10 protein-coding genes and 1 tRNA gene are annotated in these 15,340 nt (G+C 61.0%); 7 read left to right on the top strand and 4 right to left on the bottom strand.

Annotated features, from left to right (window positions below; translation table 11 throughout):
• Positions 1-90: 90 nt before the first annotated feature.
• The 4 genes from DSM14862_RS13785 to DSM14862_RS13800 all read right to left on the bottom strand — a co-directional run bounded on the left by DSM14862_RS13785 (position 91) and on the right by DSM14862_RS13800 (position 6,033).
• Positions 91-837, bottom strand: a complete 747-nt coding sequence (locus DSM14862_RS13785) for a hypothetical protein (protein WP_007117883.1) — start codon at positions 835-837, stop codon at positions 91-93.
• Positions 834-3,326 carry a GcvT family protein gene (locus tag DSM14862_RS13790; RefSeq protein ID WP_007117884.1) on the bottom strand — a complete coding sequence of 831 codons (2,493 nt, stop codon included), beginning with the start codon at positions 3,324-3,326 and terminating at the stop codon, positions 834-836. Before DSM14862_RS13790 ends, DSM14862_RS13785 begins: the two co-directional genes overlap by 4 nt.
• A 210-nt stretch (positions 3,327-3,536) precedes the next feature.
• A complete protein-coding gene (locus tag DSM14862_RS13795) occupies positions 3,537-4,940 on the bottom strand; it encodes an FAD-binding oxidoreductase (protein WP_040700623.1) in 1,404 nt (467 codons plus the stop codon).
• A gap of 106 nt (positions 4,941-5,046) precedes the next feature.
• Positions 5,047-6,033 carry a 2-hydroxyacid dehydrogenase gene (locus DSM14862_RS13800; protein ID WP_007117886.1) on the bottom strand — a complete coding sequence of 329 codons (987 nt, stop codon included), beginning with the start codon at positions 6,031-6,033 and terminating at the stop codon, positions 5,047-5,049.
• Positions 6,034-6,188: 155 nt separating this feature from the next.
• On the opposite strand from DSM14862_RS13800, the gene DSM14862_RS13805 reads away from it, so the two are divergent.
• From DSM14862_RS13805 to DSM14862_RS13835, 7 genes are all read left to right on the top strand, one after another.
• A complete protein-coding gene (locus tag DSM14862_RS13805) occupies positions 6,189-6,698 on the top strand; it encodes an SH3 domain-containing protein (protein WP_007117887.1) in 510 nt (169 codons plus the stop codon).
• Positions 6,699-6,775: 77 nt separating this feature from the next.
• Entirely contained in the window at positions 6,776-7,768 is a 993-nt protein-coding gene (locus DSM14862_RS13810) for an NADPH:quinone reductase (protein ID WP_040700625.1), read from the top strand.
• A 67-nt stretch (positions 7,769-7,835) separates the two neighbouring features.
• A complete protein-coding gene (locus DSM14862_RS13815; RefSeq protein WP_007117889.1) occupies positions 7,836-9,179 on the top strand; it encodes a mechanosensitive ion channel family protein in 1,344 nt (447 codons plus the stop codon).
• Positions 9,180-9,241: 62 nt separating this feature from the next.
• Positions 9,242-9,316: transfer RNA gene (locus DSM14862_RS13820), tRNA-Gln, on the top strand.
• Positions 9,317-9,893: 577 nt separating this feature from the next.
• The gene (locus DSM14862_RS13825) at positions 9,894-12,881 is read left to right on the top strand and encodes a GAF domain-containing protein (protein WP_050770313.1); all 2,988 of its coding nucleotides are present in this window, start codon (positions 9,894-9,896) and stop codon (positions 12,879-12,881) included.
• A gap of 16 nt (positions 12,882-12,897) precedes the next feature.
• A complete protein-coding gene (locus DSM14862_RS13830) occupies positions 12,898-13,278 on the top strand; it encodes a response regulator (protein WP_007117891.1) in 381 nt (126 codons plus the stop codon).
• Positions 13,279-13,506: 228 nt separating this feature from the next.
• The gene (locus tag DSM14862_RS13835) at positions 13,507-15,150 is read left to right on the top strand and encodes a sulfatase-like hydrolase/transferase (protein ID WP_040700252.1); all 1,644 of its coding nucleotides are present in this window, start codon (positions 13,507-13,509) and stop codon (positions 15,148-15,150) included.
• The last annotated feature ends 190 nt before the right edge of the window (positions 15,151-15,340 follow it).

Genomic DNA, 15,340 nt, shown 5'->3' on the forward strand with positions numbered 1-15,340 from the left:
GCCAAAGGGGGGAACGCATCCCCCCTCATTCATCCTTTCTTAAATACCGCTGCACCACATCGGCCCCGCACATAACGCTGGCGGCGGGCCTCAATCTCGCGCGTAATGCCGCGCCACGACGAAAAGCCCGCCCACCAGCAACAGCGGCAGCAAAAATATCCGAAACACATGCACGCCCAACACGGCCAACAAGGCGCCGATCAGCTCATCCGCCCGGCTCCAAAGATTGCTGGCAAGCTGCCGGTACTCGGTCAGACCCGGCTCTTCCTCACCCAAAGCCCCACTGCCACCGACGCGGGCGGTGATCTCCTCGATCACCTCCATATTGCGCAGATAGACCACCTCGGTAAGCTGGCCTGCCAGCGGCTCCGACACCACCAACGCAAGAGGCAAAGCCAACCCTAAAAATCCACCATACCACGCCAACCGCCGCGGCAGCCCCGCATGGCCGCGTTTACTGACTGCCCAGACAGCCAATGCAACCGCCAGCAATCCCAAACCAATCGCACTCACCGGCCCCAAGGCCACCGCGATCACCCCCGTGGCCACCATCACGCCAAAAACCAGCCCCGCGATCCGCTCTACAGTGTCGTCAATCGGCTCCAATACCTTCAAAGGCCGCGCCGAGCCGGAGGCAATGAACGAGAGCCCCACCTCGATCTCCTGCGCGGTCGACAAAAAGGCGTTCAACGTGCGCAGCGTGACATAACTCGCCGCCGCCGTCGTCGCCACATCCGCCGCATAGCCCTGTGCGGCGCTGACAACCGGATTGTCCCGCAGCAGCGCTGCCGTCAGCGCCAGCACACAGAAAAAAGCAAGCAGCCCCCGGCGGATCAAATATCCGCCCGGATGCGCTGGTTCTTCGGATCATAGGGGCTGTCTTGAACCACCTCGGCCTCCCACAGTTGATCAAGCATCTTTACCTTCAGCTTCTGGCCTACCACCGCATCTTCAACTTGCACATAGCCCATGCCAATGCTCTTGCCGAATGCGACGGAATAGCCACCCGAAGTCAGCCGCCCGGTCCGACGCTCGCCGTTATACAATACCTCACGCCCCCAGGGATCCGCATCCTCCGGCCCATCAATCAGCAGCGTCACACATTTCACGCGGATGCCATGATCGACCATCGCCTGCTTCCCGTGAAACTCTTTACTGAGGTCCACAAAACGCGGCAGATCGGCCTCCAACGGTGTCGCATCACGGCCCAACTCGTTGCCAAAGGCGCGGTAGCTTTTCTCCTGCCTGAGCCAGTTCTGCGCCCGCGCACCAACCAGCTTCATGCCATGCGGCGCGCCTGCCTTCTCCAGCGCATCAAACAGATGGTTCTGCATCTCAATCGGGTGGTGCAGCTCCCAGCCCAACTCGCCCGTATAGGCCACCCGGATGGCCCGCACCGGCACCATGCCCAGCTCAATGTTGCGCATGGTCAGCCACGGAAAACGCTTGTTGCTGAGCACCGTTTCCGGCTCCGCATCGCGTACCAAGTCCCGCAGCACATCGCGCGATTTTGGCCCTGCAATCGCAAAAACGCCCCACTGCGTTGTCACGTCATGGCACTCAATATAGCCCACCTCAGGCATCTTATCGGCAATCGCCTTGCGCAGATAATCACTGTCATAAGCGGTCCAAGCCCCGGCTGAGACAAGATAATATTCATCCTGCGCCAACCTCACGATGGTATATTCCGTTCGCGTCGTGCCCGCCCCGGTCAGCGCATATGTCAGATTGATCCGCCCCACCGAGGGCAGCTTGTTACAGGTAAACCAATCCAAAAACGCCGTCGCGCCCGGCCCGCGCACCAGATGCTTAGTAAAGGCCGTGGCATCAATCAGCCCCACCCCCTCACGAATAGCCCGCGCTTCCTCCACCGCGTGCTGCCACCAGCCCCCGCGCCGGAACGAGCGGCTGTCATGATCGCTAAACCCCTCGGGCGCGTAGTAATTCGGCCGTTCCCAACCATTCACCTGCCCAAACTGCGCCCCCCGCGCCGCCTGCCGATCATAGGCCGGAGAGGTCCGCAGCGGACGGCAAGCCGGGCGCTCCTCATCCGGGTGGTGCAAGATATAAACGTGGTCGTAAGCTTCTTCGTTCTTCCGCGCGGCATATTCCGTGGTCATCCAATCGCCGTAGCGCTTGGGATCAAGGCTCGCCATGTCGATCTCGGCTTCGCCCTCAACCATCATCTGGGCCAGATAATACCCTGTGCCCCCCGCCGCAGTGATCCCGAACGAAAACCCTTCAGCCAGCCACATATTCCGCAGCCCCGGCGCTGGCCCCACCAGCGGATTACCATCGGGCGTGTAACAAATCGGCCCGTTGAAATCGTCCTTCAACCCGCAATTCTCAGCCGAGGGGATGCGGTGGTTCATCGCCATATACTGATCTTCGATCCGCTCCAAATCCAACTGAAACAGATCCGCCCGGAAACTATCCGGCACCCCATATTCAAACCGCGCCGGCGCGTTCTTCTCATAGACCCCTAGAATCCAGCCGCCGCGCTCCTCGCGCACATAGCTTTGCGCATCCGCGTCACGGATCACCGGATGCTCAACATTCCCCGCCGCGCGGTAATCCACCAGCGCCGGATCGCGGTCCATGACAATGAACTGATGTTCCACGGGAATCGCAGGCATCTTGATCCCCAGCATCCGCGCGGTGCGCTGCGCATGGTTGCCGCTCGCGGTAACCACATGCTCGGCAGTGATAACGATCTGCTCCTCCGACGGTACAAGGTTACCGCCCTTCTCCACCATCTTCGTGCAGGTCACCTCCCAATGGGTGCCATTCCATTCAAACGCATCCGCCTGCCACTTACGCTCAATCGCCACACCGCGCTGCCGCGCGCCCTTGGCCATCGCCATCGTCACATCGGCGGGGTTAATATAGCCGTCCGTCTGGTGATAAAGCGCGCCCTTCAGGTCCGCCGTCTCAATCAACGGCCATTTTGCCTTGATCTCATCGGGGGTGAGCCATTCATACGGCACGCCACAGGTCTCCGCGGTCGAGGCATAGAGCATATACTCATCCATCCGCGCATCCGTCTGGGCCATCCGCAGATTCCCCACCACGGCAAACCCTGCATTCAGCCCGGTCTCAGCCTCCAACGTCTTATAAAACTCGACCGAGTACTGATGGATATGCGTGGTGGCAAAAGACATGTTGAACAAAGGCAAAAGCCCCGCCGCATGCCACGTCGAGCCCGAGGTCAACTCATCGCGCTCCAAGAGCATCACATCATCCCACCCGGCCTTCGCCAGATGATAGGCAATCGAGGTGCCAACCGCGCCGCCACCGACAACCAATGCTTTGACTTGCGTTTTCATGTGCCAATCCCTCTGCGCTAGGCTCATCCCCGTTGTACGCAGCAAGGCAAGAAGCCGCAGGCACCAGCCGACCGAACATCGCCAGAAACCGACCTCACCTCACCAAACCCGCCAATCCCGCGTTGGGGCGCCCCTCCCCCAACTTCATCCTTTTCCAAATACCGTGCACCCCATTTCCCGCCGCACGGCATCAGGGCAGGCCACCCTACATCACCCCGGCAGGATCTTCCCCGGATTCAAAATATTGTCCGGATCCAGCGCCGCCTTGAGGGTCGCCATGACATCCACCGCAGCGCCCAATTCCTTGCTCAGATAGGCCCGCTTGCCCTGCCCGATCCCATGTTCGCCGGTGCATGTGCCATCCATGGAGATCGCCAATTCCGCCAGCCAACTCACGAAGGTCTCGCCCCGCGCCACCTCGTCGGCATCGTCCATGTCGATCAACAGTGATGCATGGAAGTTCCCGTCCCCCGCGTGGCCCACGATGGGCGCGATGAGCTTTAATTCCTCCGCCCGGACTTGCGCGGCCACCACGGCGTCAGCGAGGCGCGAGATTGGCACGCAGACATCTGTAGCCACCGCCTTACACCCCGGCCGCAGCGCCAGCACCGCCCAATAGCCATCATGCCGCGCCTGCCAAAGCTTCTTGCGCTCTTCGGGCGTGGTGGTCGCCGCATAGCCGGTGCCGCCGAATTCTTCGGCCAGCATGCCAAAAGTCTCGGCCTGTTCGACAACCCCGGCGTCAGAGCCGTGGAATTCCAACAACAAAAGCGGGGTTTCGGGCAAGGTCAGCTTGGAATAGGCATTCACGGCCTTCACCACATCGGCGTCCAAAAGCTCAATCCGCGCCACGGGGAGCCCATATTGGATGACCGCCATTACCGTTTCGCAGGCCGCCTGCACCGTCGGGAAGGAACAACGCGCCGAGGAGATCGCCTCGGGAACGCCCTGCAAACGCAGCGTGATCTCAGTGATGATCCCCAACGTCCCTTCCGAGCCGACCATCAGCCGGGTCAAATCATACCCTGCCGAGGATTTCCGCGCCCGGCCCCCGGTGCGGATCACCCGGCCATCGGCCATGACCACCTCAAGGCTCAGCACATTGTCTTTCATCGTGCCATAGCGCACCGCATTGGTGCCGCTGGCCCGTGTCGCCGTCATCCCACCGAGCGAGGCATTGGCACCGGGATCGATCGGGAAAAACAGCCCCTGATCGCGCAGATGGGTGTTGAGTGCTTCACGGGTCACGCCGGGCTGCACCCGACAATCTAGATCACCCGCGTTGACCTCTAGCACTTGGTCCATCTGCATCACATCGATGCAGATGCCGCCAGCGGGGGCGTTCACATGACCTTCCAGCGAGGTTCCCGTACCGAAGGCAATCACCGGCACCTTATGCGCTGCACAGATGCGCACCGCCTGCGCCACGTCTTCGGTGGAGGCCGCCATGACCACCCCGTCAGGTGCCTGCGTTTTGATCCATGTGGTGGTGTGGCCGTGCTGCTCGCGAATGGCTTGACCGGTCAGCAGATTATCCCCAAAGACTTGGCTCAATTCCTCTAGCGCGGCTGCAAGGCCCGCCTCATTGCGCGGCAGTTCTGCGATCTTCGTCAATTTCCATCTCCAAACAGCGTCTGTGCGCCGCAGGAAGCCCTGCGGGCGCAACTTGCGAAAATACTTTTACTCAATAGCCGCCATACCGCCGTCGCCCTACACGGGCTTACAGCATGGAGGGCACAACCTGATCCGGCGGACGGTGGCCATCATCGAAAGTCTTGATGTTAATCAAAACCTTCTCACCCATCTCGATCCGACCTTCCAACGTGGCCGACCCCATATGAGGCAACAGCACGACGTTCTTCAGCTCTCGTAGGCGCGGATTGATCTCGCGGCCATGCTCGTAGACGTCCAGCCCCGCGCCTTTGATGTCACCGGCGCGCAGCATCCGCGTCAGGGCGTTCTCGTCGATCACCTCGCCGCGGGAGGTGTTCACGATCACCGCGTCACGCTTCATCAGCCCCAAACGGCGCGCGTTCATCAGATGAAAGGTGCTCGGCGTATGCGGGCAGTTGATGCTGATCACGTCCATCCGGCTGACCATCTGATCAAGGCTGTCCCAATAGGTGGCCTCTAACGCGTTCTCGACCTCTTCGCGCAGACGTTTGCGGTTATGGTAATGCACCTGCATGCCAAAGGCCCGCGCCCGGCGCGCCACGGCCTGACCGATCCGGCCCATGCCCAGAATGCCCAGACGCCGCCCGCCGACCCGACCGCCCATCAAGGCCGTCGGCGCCCAGCCATCCCAATTGCCGGACTGCATCACCGCCATGCCTTCGGGCATGCGGCGGGTCACGGCCAAGATCAGCGCCATGGTCATATCAGCGGTATCGTCGGTCAGCACGCCGGGGGTATTGGACACCAGCACGCCGCGCTGGCGCGCGGTGGCCACGTCGATATGGTCAACCCCCGCACCGTAATTCGCGATCAGTTTCAACCGCTCGCCTGCCTGCGTGATCAGCGGCGCGTCGATCTCATCCGTGATCGTCGGCACCAGCACATCCGCTTGGCGCATCGCCGCGCCCAATTCCTCGCGGGTCATGGGCCTGTCATCTTCGCGTAAGGTCACGTCAAACAGCTCTGACAGCCGTGTTTCCACCGCCTCTGGCAACCGTCGCGTCACTACAACACTCAACCGCTTCTTTGACATGCCTGCTCTCCCGGTCTTGGCGTCGCCTCGTTTCACAGGCATGGTGTCTCATGCAGCGACGAGGCACAAGAACTCGCGCCGGAAAAAGAGCAACAATAACCCGCAGATTTGCACAGCACCGACCCACAGCAGTGAACCGCATAGCAGGCAACTCCATGATAACCGCTTTTCTTCGCAGCACCCTTTTGGTGGGCGCGCTGCTTTTGGCACAGATGTCCCCCGGCGCTACAGAAGAGGCGCGCGGACAGGTTACGAACCTTCCCCTCCCCCGTTTCGTTTCGCTCAAAGCTTCCGAGGGCAACGTGCGCCGTGGCCCGTCCCTGTCGCATCGCATTGACTGGGTGTACAAACGCCGCGACCTGCCGCTCAGGATCACCGCCGAACACGGCCACTGGCGCCGGATCGAAGACCGCGACGGTATGGGCGGTTGGGTGCATTATTCACTTCTGTCGGGCACGCGCACCGTGCTGGTTGAACAAGACATGCTGCAACTTCACGTCAACCCCGACCCAAAGGCCGCCGTCGTGGCGCGGTTGGAACTGGGCGTGGTGGCCCGTTTGGGCGAATGCACGTTGGAGTGGTGCGAATTGCGCTCGGGCGGCTTTACCGGCTGGGCGCCGAAAGTGCGGCTTTGGGGTGTCGGCCCCAAGGAACTGCGCGAGTAGGTCTGCCTATCGCGCCAATTGCATGATCCCGGCGCTTGCGCCACTCTGCCGGCAAATTTCAAGCCGGAGAGAGCGCCATGCAAGCCATCACCTATGACCAGTTCGGAGCCGCCGCAGATGTGCTGCAGCTGACGGATATCGAAAGCCCCGCGCCGCAACCCGGAGAGGTCTGCGTGGCGCTGAGCCATTCGGGCGTGAACCCCTCTGACGTCAAGGCCCGCGCAGGCACGCGCCCGGGCGTAACCAAACCACCCTTTCCACAGGTCATCCCCCACAGCGACGGCGCGGGAGAGATCATCGCCGTCGGCGCGGGCGTCGATTCTGCCCGTGTGGGTCAAAAGGTCTGGGTCTGGAATGGCCAATGGCAGCGCGCCTTTGGCACTGCGGCCCAGCAGATCACCCTGCCTGCGCATCAGGCTGTAGCGCTTCCCAAAGGTGTTTCGACCGAGGTTGGGGCGCAGCTTGGCATTCCGGGGCTGACCGCCTGCCACGCCGTTTTCGGCGGCGGCGGTGTGGCCGGGGAGACGGTGCTCATTCAAGGCGGGGCGGGCACGGTGGGCTACCTCGCCGTGCAACTGGCGAAATGGGGCGGGGCCAAGGTGATTGCCACCTGCAGCCCGCGCGACAATGATCTGGTCCGTGACGCCGGTGCCGATGCGGTGCTGAACTACGCCGATCCCGACCTCGCCCGTGCCGTTCAGGACGCCAACGGCGGCAAGCCTGTCGAGACCATCGTCGAGACAGAGTTTGGCCTGAACCTCACCACCGATACCGAAGTCATCGCCCCCAATGGCCGCATTGCCGCCTATGGCTCGGCGGGGGAAATGTCGCCCACGCTGCCCTTCTACCCGCTGCTGTTCAAAGCGGTGACCATCGACATCATCCTGATCTACCTGCTGCCCACCGGCCCGCGCGAACAGGCGATCACCCGACTGCATCATGCGCTGGAAGACGGTGCGCTACGCTGCCCAGTCGACACGGTCCTGCCGCTCGCTGACGCCGCGAAAGCGCATGAGTTGGTCGAGGCCGGACACCGCAGCGGGGCGGTGCTGCTCGATTGTCAGGGGTAGCGCGCTAATTGACCAAGCCACCGCCCCCACGGAGGGGCGGTCGCCCTTTCCGTCGACGGAGACCCCCATGCGCCTGATTGCTGCCCTGCCCCGCCTGATCCTGTGCCTGCTACTGCTCATCGCCCTGCCGCACGCCCCCGCCGTGGCGCAAACAAGCGACCAGCCCGAAGGGACCATTGCCGTCGAAGGGGACGCCACCGCAGATGCTGCCATCGCCAACCGCATCCGCGCCATCCTGCGCGAGCTTGAGGGCTTTGAGAAGGTCGGCGTCTCCGTCTCTTCCGGCATCGTCACCCTGCGCGGCACCACGCTCGACGCCGCCAGCGGCGAGCGGCTGAGCGAATTGGCGGGACGTGTCGAAGGGGTGGTGGCGATCCGCAACGAGGTCCGCGAGAGCACCGATGTGTCTGAGCGGCTCAACCCCGCAGTGGACCGCTTTCGCGACCGGATGGAACAGGCCGTGGCCTTTCTGCCGCTGGCTTTAGTGGCGCTTGGCGTCTTTGCCCTGATCGTCGTGGCCGGGCTGGCGCTGGCGCGGCTGCGCAACCCGTGGGAGCGGCTCGCCCCCAACGCCTTTATCGCTGACATTTACCGCCAGATCATCCGGCTGGCCTTTATCATCGCCGCACTGGTCGTGGCGCTTGATATCCTCGGGGCGACGGCGCTCCTGTCAGGCATTCTTGGGGCGGCGGGGATCGTCGGCCTCGCCATCGGTTTCGCGGTGCGTGACACGGTGGAGAATTTCATCGCCTCCGTCATGCTGTCGATCCGCCAGCCCTTTCGCCCCAACGACACGGTCGAGATTGACGGCGACACCGGCAAGGTGATCCGCCTGACCAGCCGCGCCACGATTTTGCTCAGCTATGACGGCAACCATGTGCGCATCCCGAACTCTACGGTCTTTAAAAGCCGCATCATCAACTACTCGCGCAATGCCGAGCGGCGGTTCACCTTTACCCTATCGGTGGCCAGCGATGCCGATTTGGCCCGCGCCCGGGATCTGGCGCTAGAGGTGCTGAACGACCTGCATTTCGTCCTCCCCTCCCCCGAAGCCGCCGCCTGGGTGGAGGAGGTGGCCGATCACTGGATCAACATGCAATTCGCCGGTTGGATCAACCAAGAGACCACCGATCTGGCCGCCGCACGCGGCGAGGCGATTCGCCTGACATTATCGGCGTTTGACGCCGCTGGCCTCACCGCGCCGCCCCCGGCCTACCGGTTGATAACGCAAAGCGAATCGTCGGGCACTGCGCAAAGAGATTCGCCCCACGCACCGACGGAGAGCGCAAACCCCGCCCCCGTACAGACAGTTGAAGCGCAGGCCGACCGTGAATTGACCCGCATCGTCGCGCAGGAACGCGCTGAATTGCCCCGTGAAGACCTGCTCTCGGTTGATGCAGCCGAAGAATAGGCCAATTTATCAAAAACGGGTCTTGCACCCCGGGCCAGAGAACTCTAATTAGCGCCCTGTGTTGGGATGTAGCCAAGTGGTAAGGCAACTGTTTTTGGTACAGTGTACCGTAGGTTCGAATCCTACCATCCCAGCCAACACACCCGAAAATCGCATAGCTCCTAATAGGATAGCCGTTGATTAAGCGGCCAGCCTCCCGGCTCCACATCGTGGTGGCTTACAAACTGGCTCACATCGGCCGGGATGCAGGCCAAGTGACTCGCGAAGGAAGTAGGAACTTCATCTCGTTCGCGAAAACGGGGCTTTCTACTTTCGAAGACGCTGGGCGACGTCATTGTGAAAAATGGTGCCCCAGAATTTTCGTCTGTCTCTCTTTGAACAAATATCCTCTCCGAAGCAGAAAAGGCGGCTGAGCTGCTTACCGCTGTGGAAGCAGGAGAACGAAACATGCTGATGGAACTTCAGGGGTCGCCAGTAAACTCGGACGCATCAAGGAGATGCTGAAGGAGCTTGTGCGTCAGGCCTGTGTGTGATGCGCCCCCCGCGGCACGCTCCATGGTGCAGAGGCAGTTTTTGAACAACTTTGAAAGTCTGATTATTTGAGGGTTGGTGGGAGTAATGATGGTATCCCGCCTTCGCAAGCACCTCGTTGCAAGGAGCCGCGACCTTGCCTATGCCCGCTCGCAAGTTATATCGCGCTGAGGAGGGGCATCAATGCTTTCAAATATGGACGAACGGCTGATGTTTCTTAAGGTCGGGGGCAGAGTTGCATCTTTGATCGAGACCCGTGCTTGGCATGGGCATCCGCTGGGCGCACCTCAGGACTGGCCGCAGAGCCTCAAGACAGCGCTTCAGATCATATTGGCCTCCCCCTCGCCTACTTTTATTTGCTGGGGGCCTGAACAGTTCCTGTTCTATAACGACGCCTTTGCCCCCCTACTGGGTGCGGCACATCCAAAGGCTTTGGCGGAGCCTGCGATGCAGAGCCTGAAGGGCATGTGGCCTGACCTGCCTTCGGCCTTGGCACAGGTTGTAGATCAGGGTCAGGCACTCCGCCTGGCGACGGCGACGGCCCGCTCTCCCGATCGCCAGTCCGCCAGGGGTGCGCTGTCTCTCAGCCCGTTAGCAGATGATCAGGGTCGGCCGCGGGCGGTGCTTTGCACTGTCCTCGACGTGCAACCAGAGCCCTTCAACGCGAATGGGTCCGACGACCTGCAAACATTGCAGCACAGGCTGCTGGAGCTGACCCTTCAGGAGCGGCCGCTAAAGGTGATCCTCGACGAGCTGATGCGCGCGGTCCAAACGTTTATCGGCGAAGACTCCCCTTGTTCGATCCTTTTGACTGACAAGGAAGGCACTAGGCTTTCCCACGGCGCTGCGATCGGGCTGGCTGAGGACTATACCGTCGCCATTGACGGGTTGGAGATTGGGCCGGCGGCCGGATCTTGCGGGACGGCGGCACATCGCAAGTCGTCGGTCGCCGTGGCCGACATTGCCCAAGACAGTTTATGGGTGGATTTTCGGGACTTGGCGCTCGCCCACGACCTGCGCGCTTGCTGGTCCCATCCCGTTGTCGGGACCGGGGGCAAGTTGCTGGGGACATTTGCAACTTACAGACGGGATCCCGGACTGCCAACTGCGCCCCAAGACGATTTTCTTGATCTGGTGGCTCAGATCACTGCTCTGGTCCTCGAACGCTATGCAGCCCAAGAAGCGCTAAACGATCAAAGCCGACTGCTCGAAACCTTGAACCGCACCGGCGCTGGTGTTGCGGCCGAATTGGACCAAGAAGCACTGGTGCAGATGGTCACCGATGCTGGCGTCGACCTCACAGGCGCACAGTTCGGTGCGTTCTTCTACAATATCACCGATGGGTCGGGCGAAAGCTATATGCTCTATTCTCTGTCCGGCGTCGACAGGTCGGCCTTCAGCAAGTTCCCGATGCCGCGCAATACCAAGATTTTCGCACCAACTTTCGCCGGAGACGGCGTTGTTCGGTCTGACGACATTACAGCCGACCCGCGCTATGGCCAGAATGCGCCGCATCGGGGCATGCCAGAAGGGCATCTGCCCGTCCGCAGCTACTTAGCCGTTCCGGTGGTATCGCGGTCGGGTGAGGTGCTGGGTGGCTTGTTCTTCGGCCATGAAAAATCCAGACAGTTCTCGGTTCATCATGAAAGGCTTATGGATGGGCTCGCGGGTCAGGCATCTATCGCGCTGGACAACGCGCGTCTCTACAGCTCAGCGCATAACGAGCTCGAAGTGCGGCGCCGAGCTGAGGAAGAACTGATCCAGATTAAGAGCGATTTGGAGCTGGCGCATGAACGGATCGATTTGGCCTTGGAGGCCGGTGCCATCATCGGCACTTGGATATGGAATATCCCGGAGGATATCGTCACCGCTGACGAACGTTTTGCAAAGTCCTTTGGACTATCAGTTGACCGCTGCCGTGAGGGGATGCCCATCGCCGATGTGGCGGCCTCCGTCCACCCCGAAGATTGGGAGCAGGTGCAGACCAAGATCGAGGAATCTGTTCGAGTGGGGGGCACCTACAGAGCTGAATACCGTTCAAAGCATGCGGATGGATGTTATCGCTGGGTAGAGGCCAGTGGACATTGCGAACATGATAGCGCGGGTCAGGCAATTCGGTTCCCCGGCGTGCTGATTGATATTCAACAGCGCAGGCAGATTGAGAGCGATCTCAAGCGGCGCGAAGCCGATCTGGCGCTTTTGCTGGATGCCACTGCCGACGGCTTCTATGCGGTCGACAAGGGGGGGTATACGACCCGCTGCAACGCGGCCTTCCTCCGCATGCTGGGTTTCGACAAAGAAGAGGATGTCATTGGTAAACAGTTGCACGACATCATTCATCACTCGCACGTAGACGGCTCGCCCTACCCGCACAAAGATTGCCCGATCTACCATGTCGCCTCGACCGGTGAGATGGCCCATGTCGACGACGAGGTGTTCTATCGGACAGATGGCACGTCCTTCCCCGTGGAATACTGGGTTCGCCCCGTGATCTGGCAAGGGGAACTGCAGGGCGCGGTTTGCAACATACTTGATATCAGCGAACGCAAGCAGGCCGAAGAGGCGCAGCAGCTGCTGATGCGCGAGCTCAACCACCGGGTGAAGAACCTGTTCTCAATTACGGCGGGCATGATCAAGATGACAGCCCGGCACGCGATCAACGTAGAAGAAATGTCGTCGTCATTGACTGGCCGCGTGATGGCACTCGCCCGTGCGCATGAGCTGATCAGCAGTTCAATCACCTCACGCCAGAACCACGAGGCCCCCAGCAGTCTCCATAGTCTGATTGAGGTGGTCTTGGAGCCGTATATCGAGGGGCGCCCTGGGGTGCTTGACCTCACGGGGCCCCCTGTGGAGCTTGGGCCCACATCTACAACAGGTTTCGCGCTTATCTTGCATGAGATGGCGACCAACGCCGCGAAATACGGCGCTCTTTCGGCTGCAAATGGGAAGCTGCGCGTAGCTTGGAACCTCGCGGACGACGTGTTGACGATGAATTGGACAGAAACGGGTGGCCCTGAGTTAGCAGGCCCCCCGCAGCAAACTGGCTTTGGAAGCCAGCTCGCACGGCTGAGTGCCACCGGACAATTGGGCGGTGGGATTGAACATGTCTGGCATCAAAGCGGGCTCAAGGTTCGCCTGACCGCCGCGGGCGATCGCCTCGCACAGTAGAATGAGGAACAAAGTTATGCCCGGAACTGACCAGTATCTCGCCGGCCTCAGGGTTCTGATCGTTGAGGACGAACCTTTCATCGCGCTAGATCTTGCCTTCGGCGTTGAGGAAGCGGGCGGGGTCCCCTTGGGACCGGCCTCTTCTGTTGCTCAGGCCTTGAGACTGATTGAGAACGAGTTGCCGGATGCAGCGATCGTCGATGTGGACCTGCCTGATGGAAAAATAGGCCCGGTGCTTGCCGTGCTTCGCCCACGAGTGCCGGTTGTCGTGCATACCGGAGTGGGCCTGCCGGAAACACTGCGTGAGGCCCATCCTGAATTGCTGGTATGCACCAAACCCACCGCCCCTTCCGAGTTGGCTCGACGGCTGCGCGTCGAGATATCGCGGTCTCTCTAACTTAAGGGATGCGTTTCGATTGGCTTTCGAAATATATCGGGCCAGCGCATCCTGGCTTAGAGCGGTCAATCCCGAAGGCGCCGTGGCTGACCCTAACATGGCGCTGCACCCCTGCGCTTTGCGCGCGCTTGAAAAACTGGGGGTCACGATACCCGCCGTCGGGCGCGGCTGAACGAAAACTGGCCGGGGCACCATCGCCCCAGCCACAACTTGCAGGTAGTCTCGATCATGGCAAAGAACGTACTTTTCATCATGTGCGATCAACTGCGTTGGGACTATCTGTCCTGCACCGGGCATCCGCATCTGGATACCCCGCACATTGATCAGCTTGCCAAACGAGGCGTGTTGTTTGACCGCACCTATGTTCAGTCGCCCATTTGCGGACCGTCACGCATGTCGTTCTATACCGGGCGCTATGTCAGCGCGCATGGATCGACCTGGAACAATATCCCGCTCAAGGTGGGGGAAATGACCCTGGGCAATCACCTGCGCCCCTTAGGCGTGCGCACGGCCCTCTGCGGCAAGACCCATATGACCGCCGATGTCGAGGGCATGCGCAGGCTTGGCCTCGCCCCCGATAGCGAGATCGGCGTGCTGGTCTCTCAATGTGGGTTTGAACCTTATGAGCGTGAAGACGGGCTGCACCCCGACGGGCCGCGCTATCCCCGCAACAGCGCCTATGACAGCTTTATGAAAGACCGCGGCTGGCAGGACGAAAACCCTTGGCAGAGCGTCGCCAACAGCGCCGAAGACGACGATGGCAATATCCTAAGCGGCTGGTTCATGGAGAACGCCGACAAGCCCGCCCGCGCCGCAGACGAAGAAAGCGAGACCCCCTATATCACCAGCCGGGCAATGGATTTCATCCGCGAAGCTGGCGACACGCCGTGGTGCCTGCACCTGAGCTATATCAAGCCGCATTGGCCCTATATCGTCTCAGCACCCTACCACGACATGTATGGCACCGAGACACATCTTGACCCAGTCCGCAGCGAGGCCGAGCGCGCCGATCCGCATCCGGTCTATGGCGCCTTCATGGAAGAACGCGTATCGAAAGCCTTCCGTGACGACGCAATGAGGGGCAAGGTTCTGACCGCCTACATGGGCCTCATCAAACAGATCGACGACCAGCTTGGGCGTCTGATGGCGTTTCTTGATGCTGAGGGGCTAACCGACGACACGATGATCGTCTTCACCTCGGATCACGGTGATTACCTGGGCGATCACTGGATGGGTGAGAAGGAGTTGTTCCATGACGCCTCTGCCCGCGTTCCGCTGATCGTGGTCGACCCCAGCCCCGCAGCCGATGCAACGCGGGGCCTGCGGTCGGATGCTCTTGCTGAGGCGATCGACGTTGTTCCCACGATCCTCGAGTATTTCGGCGGCCAAGCCGTACCGCATATTATCGAAGGCCGTGCTTTGCAGCCAATCCTGCACGGCAAAACCGATGCGGTTCGCGAAGTGGCGATTTCTGAGTATGATTATTCCATGCGCGAAGTCCGGCGGCGGCTCGGAGTTGGGGTCAAGGACGCGAGGCTCACAATGCTGTTCGACGGGCGCTGGAAGTACATCTTTGCAGAGGGTTTTCGCCCGATGCTCTATGATCTCAAAGCCGACCCCAACGAACTGACCGATCTGGGGGCCGATCCGGCCTATGTCGATGAGATCGTGCGGCTGGAAAGACAGTTCTTTGACTGGACCCGCCGCATGGCGCAGCGCACCACCAAGTCGGATGAATGGATCGCCGCGCAGGATGCCACCCTCGGCGAAGCCCAGGCGGGCATTCTAATTGGTTACCGCAACGAGGCCGAACTGCGCGAAGTTCTTAGCAAAGCCGAAGCTCAGAATAAAGTCGCCCGCAAGACGCAGTGACATGACGCTGCGGGCGAACAAACTGCGGCTCCGACTGTCGCCGCGCCCTTTGAGCGATGCCGCAGGCCGTCCGAATGCCTGTCTTGATGCGCGAGACGCAGCACCCCGGCGTTCGTATCTTGGCCAGATATCCGAGTTGAAGCCGTCTCTTCGGGAACGACCCGTAGCTTTTCCATGATAGCCTTGTCGT

Origin of the sequence: Sulfitobacter indolifex (genome assembly GCF_022788655.1) — a bacterium.
Taxonomy (GTDB): Bacteria; Pseudomonadota; Alphaproteobacteria; order Rhodobacterales; family Rhodobacteraceae; genus Sulfitobacter; species Sulfitobacter indolifex.

Excerpts from the sequence above, each read along its gene's own strand:
- DSM14862_RS13810 (WP_040700625.1), top strand. The coding sequence starts at position 6,776 with ATGCAAGCCATCACCTATGACCAGTTCGGAGCCGCCGCAGATGTGCTG.
- DSM14862_RS13805 (WP_007117887.1), top strand. The coding sequence starts at position 6,189 with ATGATAACCGCTTTTCTTCGCAGCACCCTTTTGGTGGGCGCGCTGCTT.
- DSM14862_RS13830 (WP_007117891.1), top strand. The coding sequence starts at position 12,898 with ATGCCCGGAACTGACCAGTATCTCGCCGGCCTCAGGGTTCTGATCGTT.
- DSM14862_RS13825 (WP_050770313.1), top strand. The coding sequence starts at position 9,894 with ATGCTTTCAAATATGGACGAACGGCTGATGTTTCTTAAGGTCGGGGGC.
- DSM14862_RS13790 (WP_007117884.1), bottom strand. The coding sequence starts at position 3,326 with ATGAAAACGCAAGTCAAAGCATTGGTTGTCGGTGGCGGCGCGGTTGGC.
- DSM14862_RS13835 (WP_040700252.1), top strand. The coding sequence starts at position 13,507 with ATGGCAAAGAACGTACTTTTCATCATGTGCGATCAACTGCGTTGGGAC.
- DSM14862_RS13800 (WP_007117886.1), bottom strand. The coding sequence starts at position 6,033 with ATGTCAAAGAAGCGGTTGAGTGTTGTAGTGACGCGACGGTTGCCAGAG.
- DSM14862_RS13815 (WP_007117889.1), top strand. The coding sequence starts at position 7,836 with ATGCGCCTGATTGCTGCCCTGCCCCGCCTGATCCTGTGCCTGCTACTG.